Below are 14061 nucleotides of genomic sequence, written 5' to 3'. Positions count from 1 at the left end.
GGAGTCTCCTAGAGATAGCTCAGGGCGTTGTAGATACGACGGCGGGTATCGAGGATGGCACGACGGCCATGCATCACGCGGCGATTGTCCAGCATCACCATATCGCGCGCCTGCCAGGGAATCTCGTGTGTGAGGGCAGCGCTGATCCGCTCGAACTCTGCCAGCAACTCGGCCGGGATCGGGCTGCCATCGGCCCGGGTGATGCGCGGCGCCTCGTAGTTGTAGGACGGCCCGAGCATGCTGTTGGCGAAAGCCGGCCGGCGGCTGATCTTCGATACCTGGATCGCTGACACGGTAAAGGCATAGCCGATCGATTCATCGGTCGGATCAAAACTCAGCGCGGTATGCGGATCGTCATTGACCAGGGCTTGCAGATGTTCGAAACGGACCCGGCTCAGATCGCTCAGATCGGGCTGGTAATGGCAGACCAGCCGCTTCCATTTGTCGGCCGGGACGCGGCGGGCGTAGCGGATCGGCTGTTCCTCGAAAAAGCGGCGGCAGCCGTCCGACAGATGCGCCAGCACCTGTTCGCCGTCGCACACCGTGGTCTGCGAACCCTGGCTTGCCGGGATTTCGCAAAAGAACCAGGTCAGATCGGGCCAGAACGGCGAATTGCCGTTTTCGCAATGCAGACCGACGGCAGCGGTGCCGGCATCCACCAGTTGCGCCACCCCGCCTTCGAGGCTACGGGCCGGGTCGAGACTGAGCCGCGAGCTATGGCGCCGCACAAAGGCGGCGAAGGCAGCGGCGTCAGGCAGGCAGTCGCGCAGCAGCAGCACGCCATGCTCGGCCAGGGCACCGAGCAGATCGGTGCGGCTCCAGCCCTCGACCGAAGTGATCACGGGCAGCTCAGACGGCGACGATAAGGTCGTGGACATGGGATCGGTTCTCGATATGTTGACGGTAGGCGGTACGAATCTCGGCCCGGCGCGGCCGGCCGGTGACGGTGTAGCAGTCGGCCAGGCTGGCGGCCCCGGCTTCGACCAGCCAGAAGCGGCTGGGCCGTTCGATATCGGAGAACTGCCCGGCCGACCAGGCCGCCAGCGCAGCGCGATCGAGCGCGGGCTCGTAGACCAGCAGGGCAACCAGGCCATGGTCAGGGTCGTCGAACACCACCGCGTCGTGTACGCCCGGAAAACTGCGCAGCGTCAGCTCAACCCGCTCCGGGCAGACATTGCGGCCATTGGCCAGACAGATCACATGCTTGCGGCGGCCATAGACGTAGAGAAAGCCATCGCGGTCAAGCTCGCCCAGGTCACCTGTATCGAGCCAACCATCGGGCGTCATGGCGCAAGCACTCGGGTCTTCGCCCGAATAGCCCAGAAACAGCGATTCGCTCCATACCTCGATCGTTCCGCCCTCGCCGATCCTGACCTGGGCGTGGTCAAGCGGTTGGCCGACACTGCCGATCCGGTTGCGGCCCGGCGCGTTGACGCTCACCACCGAACCGTTCTCGCTCAGGCCATAGCCCTGATAGACCGAGATGCCATGGCGATCGAGCCATTCGAGCGTATCGGTCGCCAGCGCTGCACCGCCGCAGGCGATATAAGGCGCCGATTCGCCGCGCAGCCAGCGCCACAGCGCCATCGCCAGCTCGCCGCCGCGCTGTAGATGGTGTTGCAATCGGGTGATCATCACGGGCGGCACGGCCACAAAGGTCGGTTCGACCTGGACCAGCCAGCGCAGCAGCCGATCGGGCTCGGCCCCGGACTCGCCCAGCAAGGGCACCGACGCTGGCAGGCAGTGCAGGGTGCCGCCATTGAGCAGCGGCAGATAAAGTCCCGTGATCTGCTCCAGCAGCAGGCTGAACGGCACCAGCGACAGATAGCGGGTATGGAGCTGCGCGCTGAGCCGGGCCTCCAGTGCCTCGACCACCGCCCCGATGCCGCGCTCGGACAGCATCACGCCTTTGGGGCGGCTGGTGGTGCCCGAGGTATGGATGATCTTGCACACCCGCTGCTCGGGCGGCGGCGGGGCATCGAACGGGAAATCGGCGCCTTCGTAGTCGGGATGGTCGAGCCGGATTGCCTGCCCGACCTCGATTCCCCAACGTTCGGCCAGTACCAAGGCGCCCCGGCCGTCGAGCAGAAACAGTTGGCAGCGCTGGGCCAGATGCTCGGCCTGGGCGCGGCTGAAGGCCAGGGGCAGCGGCAGACTGGCGACCCCGGCCAGCAGGCAGGCCAGATCGGCAATCAAGGTGGCAGCACCATTGCCGGCCACGATGCCCACCACGGTCAGACTGGTCGGATCGCGCCGCGCCATCAATCGGCGGGCCAGGGCGACGGCGGCGCGGCGGATATCGCCGGCACGCCAGGTTCCGGTCGTTCCATCGTCGCGGTGGTCGACCACCACGATGCGCTCGGGCTGGTGGGCCAGGGCTTGGAACAAACGTTGGGTAAGACTCATACAGCCTGCCTTTCACGACGAGGGGAATCACGGCGATCGGGGACCACGCCGTCGAGATCGATAAAACCGGTCTGCGGCGCCCGCTCGTAATAGCGGCCCCAGCGGGCCGGATCGCCGACCCGCTCGGCCGCGGCGGCGCAGACCGGAACAAAGGGCAGCCGGCACGCATTGAGCAGGCCGCGCACCCGGTCGGTCACGGTACAGAACAACAGGCGGGCGCCCAGGCTGCCGGCCAGGATCGGCACCATCCGCACCACCAGCCGCGCGGCGATCGGGTCGCACGCCACCAGGTTGCCGACTTCGACGATCTGCTCGCGCCGATAGCCGACTCCCAGCCGGGCACGGGCCACCTGCTCGACCGGCAGGTCGAGATAACATTCGGAAAACAGCGGGCCGGTATCGGCAAAGGTCAGACCGGCGCAGGCAAGCAGACGACCGACTTTGTCTTGCACCACCACAAAATATTGCGGCGTCGGTTCAACGGCAGCGGCGTGGCGATCCAGATATCTCTGCTTGACCAGGGTGACGGCCCGATCCCACAGTTCGCCGTCGTGAATCACACTGATCTGCATTGAAATTAACCTCTCTGCTCTTGGATTACGCCGCAGATAATCGAATAATGTCATTTAAAACATTGCAGCCGTGCAATTTAAATTTTAGATTCTATAATTTAAATTCCGCATGCCAACCCCAGGCTATTTCCGCTTATCCTCTGTTCCAGTCACACCCGTACAAAAAACAACGGGAGACTTAAGTAAAAACCGAAATAGCTGGAAGTCGAGGAGGACACCCCGATGGCAACATCGGGGTGCTTGACGCACTACGGAAGACGCGCGCCGACGCCTCACGGTAAAATGGCCGATACGCTCATCACGCGAAGAAATGGCAAACCGGCATGCTGATCAGCAATAGATTAAGAAAAATCGACATCCAGGATTTGCTGGTTTTTAAACTGATCTACGAACTCAAAAGCGTCACCGATGTCGCCGATCGGCTCAGCGTCAGTCAATCCACCGTCAGTTACTGTCTGAAACGCCTGCGCGAAGGATTCAACGACGAGCTGTTCATCAACAGCCGTGGCGGCATGCAGGCCACGCCCAAGGCGCTGCATATCCGTAGTCATGTCGATTCGATGATCGACAATATCAACAAGTGTTATCTGGGCGAACAGACCTTCGATCATCGGCGCGACAGCCGCAGTTTCACCATCTGCGCTCCCGAATATTTCGAGGTACTGATTCTTCCGGTCCTGATGAAGACCTTGCTCGATGCCGGCAGTGCGGCGTCGATCACGGTCAGGAAACTCGAACGCGATGTGCCGTTCGATGAGATCAGTCGCGGTGAAATCGATCTGGCGCTGTGTTTCGGGCCGAGCTATTACCGGCGCCGGCCCGGATTGAGCGTGCAACCGCTGTTCCACGATGAATTGGTGGTGGTACGCGACGAGCGCCCGCCCGTCGAAGCGGGGCCTATTGATATCGATGCCTTTGCCCAGGCCATGCATGTCTATCCGACCCCCTGGGTCTCGGACAGCAATATGGTCGATGGCTGGCTGCACAAGCACGGCCGCAGCCGGGTGATCGCCGCCCGGGCCAACAGCTATTTTGCAGCGCTGCAATTGATCCCGGGCACCGAGCTGTTACTGACCCTGCCACGCCGAATCTACGATGTCTTCGGCCCGGCCGCCCGCACCCGGGCGCAGCAGCCGCCCAACGGTTTCCCCACTTTCACCCTCGATATGATCTGGCACCGTCAGGTCGCCGACGATATCGCCAATAGCTGGCTGCGCGAGCAGGTGATGGTGGCCTGTCGCGATGCCAAGCTGATCTAGCGGGGGCCTCATGGTCACGCCGGTCCGCTCTGCCGACGCCGCCCTGCTGTTCGAGGAACACCAGGCGCTGCGTCGCCGCTACAGCTTCAACAATCTCAACAACCTGCTCAATGGCACGCCGGCGCTCGATGCCGACGCCATCGCCGCCAATCTGCAGCGCTATGGCGGCGGCTACTGCCATGAGCTGAACCTCCATCTGGCCCATCGGCTGCGCGAGCGCGGCCTTATGCCCCGGCTGGTGCAGGCACGGGTGCTGTACCGCAACCCTGAGCCGCAGCCGCCGCGTACCCATACCGCCCTGCGGCTTCGTACCGAGGAGGGGGAATGGCTGTGCGATGCCGGTTTCGGCACCGGCCCGATCGCGCCGTTGGCGCTGGTGGCCGATACGGTCCAGCAGCAGGAGACGCTGGCGTTCCAGCTCCGCCAGGAAGGGCCGCAAGACTGGCTGCTGACCCTGCAAGAAGGCGGCCAGTGGCAGTCGCTCTACCGCTTCGACGCCACCGAAATCTGGCCTGCCGATGTCGCGGTGGCCAACCACTACAGCGCCAGCGCGCCGACTTCGCTGTTCAGTGCCAATCTGGTGCTGACCCATTACCGCGACGGCCGCCGGCTGGTGCTGTTCAACAACCGTCTGATGGACGGCCGCCTGATCGAGCGGATCGACAGTCCGGCCCGACTCGGCCAGCTGCTGCGCGAGCGCTTTGCCATCGAGCTGAGCGAGGCCGAAGTGGCCCGTCTGCATGAAATCGCCCGGCGCGCGACGGCGGCAGGCTGAGGTTTAAAATTTAGCGTCATCCATCGACAACTTGCGACATGGGTCCAAGGACCGGTCCCTAGACTGTGGCATCGACTTTTCATACTGATCGGTCCGCCCCATGAACCCCCTCTTTCCGGCCCACCTGGCGATGCTGCTGTGGGCCGTGCTGATCGCCGTCTCCTTCCCGGCCGCCGCCCAGGTCGATCGCTCGCTCGATGCGGTGGTGCTCACCGCGCTGCGTCTGCTGCTGTCTGCGCTGTTGTTCCTGCCCTTCCTGCTGCGGCGCGGCCTGCCCAGTCCGCGTGCAGCCGGTGCCCATCTGCTGCTGGGCAGCCTGTTGGCGATCTATTTCGCTTGTCTGTTCGAAGCGCTCAAATACACCAGCGCGACCGACACCGCGCTGCTCTACGCACTGGTGCCGCTGTTTACCCTGGGGGCGGAAAGGCTGCTGCTGCCCGCACCGTCGAGTCTGCTGCGGTTCATCGCCATGCTGCCCGCGGCCTTCGGCGCCATGCTGATCATCAGCCAGGGCGGTACGGCAGGCGCTGCACTGTTCGATTACCCGCACGGCGTCTTCCTGCTGGGTTGTGTGGCGATGGCGCTGTATTCGCCGCTCAGCAAACGGCTGGCCGAGGGCGCTCTGCAAGGTCGGCAACCGGCCGAGGTGGCGGCGTGGAACATGCTCGCCGGCGCCGCCCTGCTGTTCCTGTTCTGCTTCAGCAAAGGCCGCGCCGGCGACCTGCTGCGGCTGCGGCTGCTCGATTGGTGCTGGATTCTCTACCTGGCCCTGTTCGCCACCCTGGTGACCTTTGCCCTGCTCCATTTCGCCATCGGCACCATTCCGCCGGCGACCGTGCTGTCCTACAGCTATCTGAGCACCCTGCTGGTGGCGATGGCGCACTGGACCCTGCAATCGCCCAGCACGCTCGAACTGCTGGGCGGCTTATTGATCGTCGCCGGTATGGTCGGCCTGGTCGGCTTGAGTACCCGAACACCGCGCTGCAAACCCTATTCGATCCAGGCGCAGGCAAAAGGACTGGGGCAGCCGGTCACAGTCAGAAAATAAAATAATCTGCAAAGTATTTGCAAGACTGTTAGTTGTTTTCATCAGTTTATTAAAAAATCAATAAATACCTTCCACTCGTCTTGCTATGTGGCATTCCACTCATACACCGTCACCAGCGAAGCACCGCTGGTATGAAGCGGATCGCTGAACGCCAGGTCGCGCGCCTGCACCAGGCTGTCGGCACGCAGCAGATAGGCGCCGCCCGATCTGTCGCTGAATGGCCCGGCCATCTCAAGCTGACCTTGCTGGCGCAGATGCTCGAGAAACACGTAGTGCGGCTCGATCACCGATGTCTGGAACTGCGGCGTGCGCAAGGTCATGACCAGGTAACGCGGCATGGCGGCTTCTCCGTAAGAAGACGGGTTGGGAAGGACTGGCGGGACGCGAGGTGGCTGGCGGCCAGGGTGGACAGCGCATTTCCATCTAAATCAGCATCGCCGCCCAGCCTGATGGAGGGCTGTATGCCTGCACTTTGAGGGCCGGACACACTGACGCCCAATTGGCGCGAAGGGCACCAGCCATGGGCGGTGCCGGGAGAGCCGGAAAGATTTTTGGCCGCCAAAAAGCATCGACCCCGCCGCAGCGGGGTCGGGGGTGCTTAGCGCAGACCCAGCACGTCCTGCATATCGTACAGACCGGCCGGGCGACCGGCGAGCCAGCGGGCGGCCCGCAGTGCGCCCCGGGCAAAGGTGGCGCGCGAGGAAGCCTTATGGCTGATCTCGACCCGTTCGCCATCGCCCAGGAACATCACGGTATGGTCGCCCACCACATCGCCACCGCGCACGGTGGCAAAGCCGATGGTCGCCGGATCGCGCTCGCCCGTGACGCCTTCGCGACCGTAAACGGCGCAACTGGCGAGGTCGCGGCCGAGTGCTTCGGCGATCACTTCACCCATCCGCAGCGCCGTACCCGACGGGGCATCGACCTTATGGCGGTGATGGGCTTCGACGATCTCGATATCGTAGCCTTGGCTCAGCACCTTGGCGGCGATATCGAGCAACTTGAAAGTCAGGTTGACGCCGACGCTCATATTGGCGGCAAACACGATGCCGATATCGGCAGCGGCAGCCTTGAGCGCGGCACGGCCGGTCGGATCGAAGCCGGTGGTGCCGACCACCATGGCAACGCCCAGCTCCCGGCAGACTTGCAGATGCGCCAGGGTGCCTTCGGGCCGGGTGAAATCGATCAGCACATCGGCGTCTTTGAGCGCCTCGGCGAAGTCGGCCCGCACGGCAACACCGGTCTCGCGACCGAACGGCCGGCCCGGGTCGGCACCAAGGCTGGGGCTGCCCGGACGGTCGAGCGCCACGGTCAGGCGACAGTCGGGCAGGCCCAGTACCGTCTCGACCAGTACCTGGCCCATCCGACCGCCGCTACCGGCGATGGCAATGCGCAGCGCTTGGGGGTTCATGGCGACTCCTTGCCGGCACGCGGATCGGGACGCGACACCTGCGCCCGCTCGGGCAGGGTGTCGCCGCCCATGGAAATCAGGCGGTCTTCTTCAAACAGCACATGGTAGCGCTTGATATCCTTCACTTCGCCCGCGCGACTGTCATAGTAGATATAGTCCCAGCGGTTACGGTGGAAGGTATCGGCCAGCAACGGTGAGCCCAGGACAAAACGTACCTGGGCCCGGGTCATGCCGACCTTGAGTTTTGCCACCTGGTCGGCGGTAATTGGCGTGCCCTGCGGCACGTCGAGCTTGTAGGGGGTGAGATAGCTACAGGCGCCAAGCAGCGGCAGGGCGCAGAGAAGCAGGGCAGGCTTGAGTATCCGCATCGCAAATCGTCGGGTGGTAGGCGTCCGCTGTGACCGCCCAAACGCGGCCGGGTTCGCGGGTTTTTCGCCGGTCGGGGAAAGGTCGTATCATAGCCGCAAATCGGAATCCTTCGCGAGAACAGCCAAAATGAGCAAAGCCAGCGACCTTAAGGAAATGGGACTCAAGGCCACCGGCCCTCGTCTCAAAATCCTCAATCTGTTCGAGACCAGCGAACAACGCCACCTGACCGCCGAAGAGGTCTACCGCATCCTGGTCGAGGAACATACCGATATCGGGCTGGCGACGGTCTACCGGGTATTGACCCAGTTCGAACAGGCGGGCCTGCTGGTGCGGCACCATTTCGAATCGGGCAAGGCGGTATTCGAGTTGAATCAGGGTGGTCATCATGACCATCTGGTCTGCGTCAAATGCGGCAAGGTCGAAGAATTCTTCGACCCGGAAATTGAACTGCGCCAGGACGCGATCGCCAAAAAGCATCAGTTCCAGATTCAGGACCACGCCATGTATCTGTACGGCTTATGTCACGACTGCCAGCAATCGCGCATCGGTTCGAGATAACGTGGCCATGCTGTCCTGGCTGACCCGCGATCTGGTCTTTCCGCCGGTGGAAAAGGCCCTGGCCGACCCCAACGGCCTGCTGGCCGTGGGCGGCGACCTTTCAGCCGAGCGCTTGCTGCTTGCCTATCGCCAGGGCATCTTCCCCTGGTATTCGCGCGGGGAACCCATCCTGTGGTGGAGTCCCAACCCGCGCATGGTGCTCTACCCCAGCGAACTCAAGGTGGCCCGTTCGCTGGTCAAGACCCTGCGTCACAAGTCTTATGAGGTCCGCTTCGACAGCGCCTTCGGTGGGGTCATCCGCGCCTGCGCCAATACCCCGCGGCCAGGTCAGAACGGCACCTGGATCGGCCCGGAAATCATCGCTGCCTATGAGCAGCTGCATCAGCAAGGTTATGCCCACAGCGCCGAATGCTGGATCGACGGCGAACTGGCCGGTGGTGTCTACGGCATCGCCATCGGCCGGATGTTCTATGGCGAATCGATGTTTGCCCATCGACCCGATGCCTCGAAGATCGCCTTTGTCCATCTGGTGCGCTGGCTCGACGCCCACGGTTTTGGCCTGATCGACTGCCAGATGCGCACCGAGCATCTGACCCGTTTCGGCGGCCGCGAGATCGCGCGGTCGGATTTCCTGCATACCCTGACACAACTGGTCGAACAGCCCGGCGAGCCGGGCCCCTGGCGCTACCACGGCGCTGCCGCCACTCTCGCGATCCCATCATGAGCCATCCGACCGACCACCGCGTGATCCGTCTCCAGTTCTATGCCACCGCACCCTATCCGTGCAGCTATCTCGACGGCCGCCAGGCGCGCTCACAGGTGGCGATTCCGGCCGAGCTGATCGACAGTCAGGTCTACACCCAACTGGTGCGCAACGGCTTTCGCCGCAGCGGGCTGTTCACCTACCGGCCCTGGTGCGATCACTGCCGCGCCTGCGTGCCGGTCCGGCTGCCGGTCACGTCGTTCAGCCCCAATCGCACCCAGCGGCGGGTCAGTCGCGCCCATGGTGGATTGGTGGTGCGTCTGCTGCCGCTCGATTATGCCGACGAGCATTACCTGCTCTACCGCCGCTATCAGGAGTCGCGTCATAGCGGCGGTGGCATGGACGAGGACAACCGCGAGCAGTACGAAAACTTCATCCTCAAAAGCAATGTGGACAGCTTTCTGGCCGAATTCCGTCTCGATGGCCAACTCAAGATGGTGAGCCTGATCGACCGGCTCGGCGATGGCCTGTCCTCGGTCTATACCTTCTTCGAGCCCGACGACGAGCGGGCCAGCTACGGCACCTACAACATCCTGTGGCAGATCGAGCTGGCACGCCGGCTGGAGCTGCCCTACGTCTATCTCGGCTACTGGATCGCCGAATGCCGCAAGATGTCGTACAAGACCTTCTTCCGCCCGATCGAAGGGCTGATCGACGGCCGCTGGCGCGAGCTTGGCGCTACGGATACCGCTTCGTGAAACGCTGGGCGGCGCGGCTGCGGCTGCTGCCTGGCACCATCTTCTGGCGGCTCGCCGGTCTGACCGCGCTGGCGATGCTGCTCAGCGTCGCCTTTACCGTCACCTTGTTCGGCTACCACCGCCAGCGGCTGGTGGCCGACCAGATCGCCGAACATGCCGGCCAGGCCCTGGCCGATATCGAAAGTGCGCTCGATGGCATGGGCCCCGAAGCGCAGCAGTCCTGGCTTGCCCTCAACCGTCAGCCTTATGCGCCGCATCTGGTCCCGCTCGACAGTCCGTTCGCCCCACCGGCCGGCAGCCAGCCGCGCGGCAATATGGGCCGGCTGATCGCTGCGGCACTGCACCGTCACGCTGATGTGGGGGAAGTGCGCGAGCGGCGCGGCGACAAGCTCCAGCTGTGGGCCCGGGTCGATATGCTGGGCCAGCCTTACTGGTTGGTGATCCCGATGGGACGGCTGCGCAGCGACCCGACCTGGCCGCTTGCCGCCATCGCCCTGGTCTTTGCCGCGCTGGCCCTGGGCGGCGCTGCCCTGTTCGCCCGCCGCATCAACCGGCCGCTGCGGGAACTGCGGCTCGCCGCCGCCCGGCTGGGCCGGGGCGAGCGGCCGACACCGTTGCCGGAAACCGGCCCGCTCGAAGTCCGTGAGCTGTCGGCCAGCTTCAACCGGATGCTGGCCGATCTCGACGCCAACGAGCGCGAGCGCAGCGTGATGCTGGCCGGCATCTCGCACGATCTGCGCACGCCCCTGGCACGACTGCGGCTCGGGGTGGAAATGATGCGCGACGACAGTCTGCGCGACGGCATGATCGAAGACGTCGAGGATATCGAACGCATCCTCAGCCAATTCATCGCCTTCGCCCGGGGCGACGCCGGCGAGGAAGCCCGCCCCTGCCGGGTCGAGGACATCGCCCATGCGCTGGAACAGCGCTACCAGCGCGATGGCTGCACGCTGCAACTGCAACTTGCCGCCGGCCTGCCGACGCTGCTGGCCCGGCCGCTCGCGCTGACCCGGGCACTGAGCAATCTGATCGACAACGCGCGCCGCTATGGCCGCCCGCCCATTGTGCTCACGGCCGAGCAGCGAGGCACCCAGCTTGCCATCGAAATCCGCGACCACGGCCTGGGCATCGCCGACCAACATCTGGCCGAGGCACTCAGCCCTTTCACCCGACTCGACAGCGCCCGCCGCGCCGATGGCGGAGCCGGTCTGGGCCTGGCCATCGTCGAGCGCATCGCCCGCTCGCATGGCGGCAATCTGCAACTCAGTCGTCCGGCAACAGGCGGGCTCGCTGCAACGCTATGGCTGCCGCTGGAGAGCACCGCAATGCCAGCCTCTCCCGAACTTCCCTCCCCCCACTAAACGGTTCGCCTCATCCTGTTGTCCTGCCTCCCTCTCCCCGCATCGCAAAGCACGGAGCCAAGTCATTTTCTCGTTTAAAGCAGCGTCAATATCTGCCAAAACGTAGAGCACGCTGGCGCCAAAGCAATGCAACACATTGTGGCTGTTTCCCGCATGAAAAATAGGCATGAGCACTGTGATGGTTGCTTGGCCTTGGTTCTGACTCGGGAGTGAGTCTCGATGGCTGGACGCCATATTGAAACAGAATCCGTCGAGGCATCAATTCTGTCGATGGGTGGGCAGAGAGGACAGCAAGGTCGAGCGGCCTTGCCATGTGCAACAGGCCGGCGGAGCCAAGGCCCCGCCGGCCTGCGACGGTCACAGGCGAGTGAGCGAGCTTACGGCTGCGAGCCGATCAGCTTCAGCACATCCTCGACCTTGATGACCGGGGTCATGCTCTCGCCTTGGTAGAGGTAGATCATGCCGTTTTGTTCGGCCAGACAGAGGCTGCGGGCATAGCAGCGGCTATAGAACGAACCGGTGGCAATCGGCTTGAACATGCCCGGCATCAGCTTCTCGATATAGTCGTAAGCCTTGTCGGTATTGGTATGGTCATGGCCGGGATTGGTACTGCCGGCCACGGTCCCGGTAAGCACGGCACGCGCTTCGACGTGGCTGACATCGTTGAGATACGGCCGGCTGCCGCTGACGCGCAAGCGGGCGGTGTAGGTCACATCGTTGCCGGTAGCGGTGGTCGGTGCGACCGGAGCAAAGGCCAGGGTCAGTTTGCATGACTCACCGGTGCCAAGCTGCTTGCCGGTACAGCCATCCTCAACCACCTTGAAACTCTTGCTGTTGGGCTGTGGACAGTTGAGCGCGGTACAGACCACCACATCATCCGAAATCTCGGGCGTATTGAGGGTGACTTTGGCAGCGGACTTGTCGAACGGATCGTAGGTGACCAGTACGCTGCGCCGCGATTCCTGGCCCACTCCGACCCGACCGAAGTTGAAACCCTCGGGGGAGTCGAGCCGAATCTCGTCGCGCATGATAGGCGGCGGATCTGCCGCAATGGCTGGGGCGCTCAGGGCGGCCAGCAGCAGGGCGGTGCCGGCCAAGCCGGCGTAGGGGCGTAGCTTCATGTGTGATACCTCCTGGATATATTGGACTTTCCCGTCGTTACAACATGGCACGCCGTCCCTGCTTCTGCCGCCCTATTGCAGCATCGGACCCGGGCCGGCGTACCGGCCCTTGTGAGGCCGGTTCGTCAATATCTTTCCAAAATTTATCTATGCTGCGCCGTACCTAGCACGGCATTGTCTTGATTATTTCCTTTAAGCCTGAATCCTTTAGTGAAGCCTGTAGTCTTTCCGAAGATGCCTTATTCGCTGGCATAGACCAGCCGGTAACGCCCCTGGGCGAGCATCTCCTCGGCCGAGTCGCCGTAACCGGCATAGACCTGTACCGGCCCGAAGGCGCTCAGATCGGCGCCTCGGATCAATTCCACCTGATGCCGGCCCAGCGTCACGTCGGCATAGGCCGGCAAGGCCAGTCCCTGCACCAGTTGCCAGCCCTGGCTGGCGGTCAGCGCGAGCAAGGTGCCATTGCGCGGCAGCAGCGCGGCGATATACAGACGGCCACTGCGGCCCTGATCGCGGCTGGCGGCGTCGAGCACCAGACCGAGATCGAGCCGTGTGGCCGAGCCTGCGCTGACCACCCGGGCCAGCAGCTCGTGTTGAGCCGGCGGTGGCAGCGCGGCCGAATCGGGGTCAAAGCCCGGTCGGCTGGCAACCGAGCTCAGATCGACCGCTTCAAACGCCGTATGCGGCACCGACTGGACCTGGGAAATCGTGGCCGCTTCCCAGCGTGCGCTGGGTTCGCCCTGGATATACATATCCGACCCGCCATCAGCCAGATACATGCCGTAGCGCTTGAGTGCCGTCAGAATGGCGCGGGCCTGCACCGTGTAATTGGCCGGAATCGGATAGTCGGCCTTGAGCCGGAACAACTGCCCCATCGGCGGCCGCGTCTCGCTCAGGTCGCCATTGCGGGTCAGATGGCGTGCCGGCCAGACATAGCTGTTGCGGATCTTGGAAGACTGGATGGTGAAACGCAGCGCATGGCGGATTTCCCCAAGACTGGCCTCATCGGCCCGCAGCAATAGCGGCAGGATCGGAAAACCGGCCGCATCGGCCGAGGTCCAGCCGGCCGGGCGCAGCCGGTTGCTGTGCAGATCGAAACGGGCCGTGGACAGCACATCCCAGCCGCCACCAGGGCGCGGGTAGCTGTGGTAGCTCTCCCATAAGACGCAGCGGTCGCGATCGACCATCAGGATATGGTGGTCGCCCTCGCGGCTCGGATCGGTCTCGATACCACCTTCCACCTTGGGCGACGGCGGAATCGGCAGCACCGGCGCCGACACCGAACACGGCGAGAACGCCTGGCGCGAGGCATCGGCACAATCGCTCTCGCCAGGCCAGCCCTGGTCGTAATGGACCCGCTGCCAGGTGATGCTGTCGCCCGACACCACGTTGTAAGGAATGCCCCAGTATTCGCTGCTCTGCATATCCTCGCTGCGGCCGAGGTCGAGATGGAGGCGGCGGGTGCCACTGTTGATGCGGGTCAGAAAATCAGCCGAACGCGGATGAACCGGCAGGTCATCGATTCGGCTATTGAAGACATGATCGGCCGGCAATACCGGACAACCGCCTATCGTCGGCGGCGCCGCCTGAGTCAGGCCGGCCAGACACAAAGCCATCAGATAACGCATCGATTCCCGCTCCTGCTTATCGCCATAAAGATGGCAGCCAGCTTGCCATGCGAGGCGGCCAGCGTCTGCGGCCATTATTTACAGTCCGCCCG

Annotated in this window: 15 protein-coding genes; 7 read left to right on the top strand and 8 right to left on the bottom strand. The window is 63.7% G+C overall.

From position 1 onward, the window contains the following. Positions 1-8: 8 nt before the first annotated feature. Genes ACFOW7_RS17990 through ACFOW7_RS17980 form a run of 3 tightly spaced genes read right to left on the bottom strand, consistent with a single transcriptional unit; the run spans position 9 to position 2978 of the window. A complete protein-coding gene (locus ACFOW7_RS17990; protein ID WP_378166936.1) occupies positions 9-878 on the bottom strand; it encodes a TauD/TfdA family dioxygenase in 870 nt (289 codons plus the stop codon). Continuing rightward, a complete protein-coding gene (locus tag ACFOW7_RS17985; protein ID WP_378166934.1) occupies positions 850-2406 on the bottom strand; it encodes an AMP-binding protein in 1557 nt (518 codons plus the stop codon). Before ACFOW7_RS17985 ends, ACFOW7_RS17990 begins: the two co-directional genes overlap by 29 nt. Then, complete coding sequence (locus ACFOW7_RS17980) at positions 2403-2978, bottom strand: thermostable hemolysin (protein WP_378166932.1); 576 nt, start codon at positions 2976-2978, stop codon at positions 2403-2405. Before ACFOW7_RS17980 ends, ACFOW7_RS17985 begins: the two co-directional genes overlap by 4 nt. 323 nt (positions 2979-3301) lie before the next feature. Between ACFOW7_RS17980 and ACFOW7_RS17975 the strand changes: the two genes are divergently transcribed. The 3 genes from ACFOW7_RS17975 (at position 3302) to ACFOW7_RS17965 (ending at position 6060) form a co-directional block, all read left to right on the top strand. Next, positions 3302-4237, top strand: a complete 936-nt coding sequence (locus ACFOW7_RS17975; RefSeq protein ID WP_378166930.1) for a LysR substrate-binding domain-containing protein — start codon at positions 3302-3304, stop codon at positions 4235-4237. A 10-nt stretch (positions 4238-4247) separates the two neighbouring features. Then, positions 4248-5012, top strand: coding sequence for an arylamine N-acetyltransferase family protein (locus tag ACFOW7_RS17970; RefSeq protein ID WP_378166928.1), 765 nt, complete (start codon positions 4248-4250; stop codon positions 5010-5012). A gap of 100 nt (positions 5013-5112) precedes the next feature. After that, positions 5113-6060, top strand: coding sequence for a DMT family transporter (locus ACFOW7_RS17965; protein WP_378166926.1), 948 nt, complete (start codon positions 5113-5115; stop codon positions 6058-6060). A gap of 83 nt (positions 6061-6143) precedes the next feature. Here ACFOW7_RS17965 and ACFOW7_RS17960 read toward each other — a convergent pair whose 3' ends face one another. The 3 genes from ACFOW7_RS17960 to ACFOW7_RS17950 form a co-directional block, all read right to left on the bottom strand. Then, positions 6144-6398 carry a YciI family protein gene (locus ACFOW7_RS17960; protein WP_378166924.1) on the bottom strand — a complete coding sequence of 85 codons (255 nt, stop codon included), beginning with the start codon at positions 6396-6398 and terminating at the stop codon, positions 6144-6146. A gap of 260 nt (positions 6399-6658) precedes the next feature. After that, complete coding sequence (gene dapB, locus ACFOW7_RS17955; protein WP_378166922.1) at positions 6659-7471, bottom strand: 4-hydroxy-tetrahydrodipicolinate reductase; 813 nt, start codon at positions 7469-7471, stop codon at positions 6659-6661. Next, positions 7468-7839 carry an outer membrane protein assembly factor BamE gene (locus ACFOW7_RS17950; protein WP_378166920.1) on the bottom strand — a complete coding sequence of 124 codons (372 nt, stop codon included), beginning with the start codon at positions 7837-7839 and terminating at the stop codon, positions 7468-7470. The genes dapB and ACFOW7_RS17950 overlap by 4 nt, the downstream gene beginning before the upstream one ends. 127 nt (positions 7840-7966) lie before the next feature. On the opposite strand from ACFOW7_RS17950, the gene fur reads away from it, so the two are divergent. The 4 genes from fur to ACFOW7_RS17930 are packed head-to-tail and all read left to right on the top strand — an operon-like array spanning position 7967 to position 11220. Next, positions 7967-8398 (top strand): ferric iron uptake transcriptional regulator, encoded by a 432-nt coding sequence (gene fur, locus ACFOW7_RS17945; RefSeq protein ID WP_378166918.1) that lies wholly within the window; start codon positions 7967-7969, stop codon positions 8396-8398. Positions 8399-8405: 7 nt separating this feature from the next. After that, the gene (aat, locus tag ACFOW7_RS17940; RefSeq protein ID WP_378166916.1) at positions 8406-9122 is read left to right on the top strand and encodes a leucyl/phenylalanyl-tRNA--protein transferase; all 717 of its coding nucleotides are present in this window, start codon (positions 8406-8408) and stop codon (positions 9120-9122) included. Further along, positions 9119-9859: an arginyltransferase gene (locus tag ACFOW7_RS17935; RefSeq protein ID WP_378166914.1), complete on the top strand. Its 741-nt coding sequence runs from the start codon at positions 9119-9121 to the stop codon at positions 9857-9859. Before aat ends, ACFOW7_RS17935 begins: the two co-directional genes overlap by 4 nt. After that, a complete protein-coding gene (locus ACFOW7_RS17930; RefSeq protein ID WP_378166912.1) occupies positions 9856-11220 on the top strand; it encodes an ATP-binding protein in 1365 nt (454 codons plus the stop codon). The genes ACFOW7_RS17935 and ACFOW7_RS17930 overlap by 4 nt, the downstream gene beginning before the upstream one ends. 377 nt (positions 11221-11597) lie before the next feature. On the opposite strand, the gene ACFOW7_RS17925 is transcribed toward ACFOW7_RS17930, so the two are convergent. After that, positions 11598-12341, bottom strand: a complete 744-nt coding sequence (locus ACFOW7_RS17925) for a hypothetical protein (protein ID WP_378166910.1) — start codon at positions 12339-12341, stop codon at positions 11598-11600. A gap of 239 nt (positions 12342-12580) precedes the next feature. Next, positions 12581-13969 (bottom strand): hypothetical protein, encoded by a 1389-nt coding sequence (locus ACFOW7_RS17920; protein ID WP_378166908.1) that lies wholly within the window; start codon positions 13967-13969, stop codon positions 12581-12583. Positions 13970-14061 lie beyond the last annotated feature (92 nt).

The sequence above is a fragment of the Chitinimonas lacunae genome (assembly GCF_042650885.1).
Taxonomy (GTDB): domain Bacteria; phylum Pseudomonadota; class Gammaproteobacteria; order Burkholderiales; family Chitinimonadaceae; genus Chitinimonas_A; species Chitinimonas_A lacunae.
The sequence above is the reverse complement of the archived record's forward strand: the minus strand, read 5'-3'. Positions and strand labels throughout refer to the sequence as shown.

What these genes read in the sequence shown, in the direction of transcription:
- ACFOW7_RS17990 (WP_378166936.1), bottom strand. Translation starts at nt 878, where the DNA reads ATGTCCACGACCTTATCGTCGCCGTCTGAGCTGCCCGTGATCACTTCG.
- ACFOW7_RS17985 (WP_378166934.1), bottom strand. Translation starts at nt 2,406, where the DNA reads ATGAGTCTTACCCAACGTTTGTTCCAAGCCCTGGCCCACCAGCCCGAG.
- ACFOW7_RS17980 (WP_378166932.1), bottom strand. Translation starts at nt 2,978, where the DNA reads ATGCAGATCAGTGTGATTCACGACGGCGAACTGTGGGATCGGGCCGTC.
- ACFOW7_RS17975 (WP_378166930.1), top strand. Translation starts at nt 3,302, where the DNA reads ATGCTGATCAGCAATAGATTAAGAAAAATCGACATCCAGGATTTGCTG.
- ACFOW7_RS17970 (WP_378166928.1), top strand. Translation starts at nt 4,248, where the DNA reads ATGGTCACGCCGGTCCGCTCTGCCGACGCCGCCCTGCTGTTCGAGGAA.
- ACFOW7_RS17965 (WP_378166926.1), top strand. Translation starts at nt 5,113, where the DNA reads ATGAACCCCCTCTTTCCGGCCCACCTGGCGATGCTGCTGTGGGCCGTG.
- ACFOW7_RS17960 (WP_378166924.1), bottom strand. Translation starts at nt 6,398, where the DNA reads ATGCCGCGTTACCTGGTCATGACCTTGCGCACGCCGCAGTTCCAGACA.
- dapB (WP_378166922.1), bottom strand. Translation starts at nt 7,471, where the DNA reads ATGAACCCCCAAGCGCTGCGCATTGCCATCGCCGGTAGCGGCGGTCGG.
- ACFOW7_RS17950 (WP_378166920.1), bottom strand. Translation starts at nt 7,839, where the DNA reads ATGCGGATACTCAAGCCTGCCCTGCTTCTCTGCGCCCTGCCGCTGCTT.
- fur (WP_378166918.1), top strand. Translation starts at nt 7,967, where the DNA reads ATGAGCAAAGCCAGCGACCTTAAGGAAATGGGACTCAAGGCCACCGGC.
- aat (WP_378166916.1), top strand. Translation starts at nt 8,406, where the DNA reads ATGCTGTCCTGGCTGACCCGCGATCTGGTCTTTCCGCCGGTGGAAAAG.
- ACFOW7_RS17935 (WP_378166914.1), top strand. Translation starts at nt 9,119, where the DNA reads ATGAGCCATCCGACCGACCACCGCGTGATCCGTCTCCAGTTCTATGCC.
- ACFOW7_RS17925 (WP_378166910.1), bottom strand. Translation starts at nt 12,341, where the DNA reads ATGAAGCTACGCCCCTACGCCGGCTTGGCCGGCACCGCCCTGCTGCTG.
- ACFOW7_RS17920 (WP_378166908.1), bottom strand. Translation starts at nt 13,969, where the DNA reads ATGCGTTATCTGATGGCTTTGTGTCTGGCCGGCCTGACTCAGGCGGCG.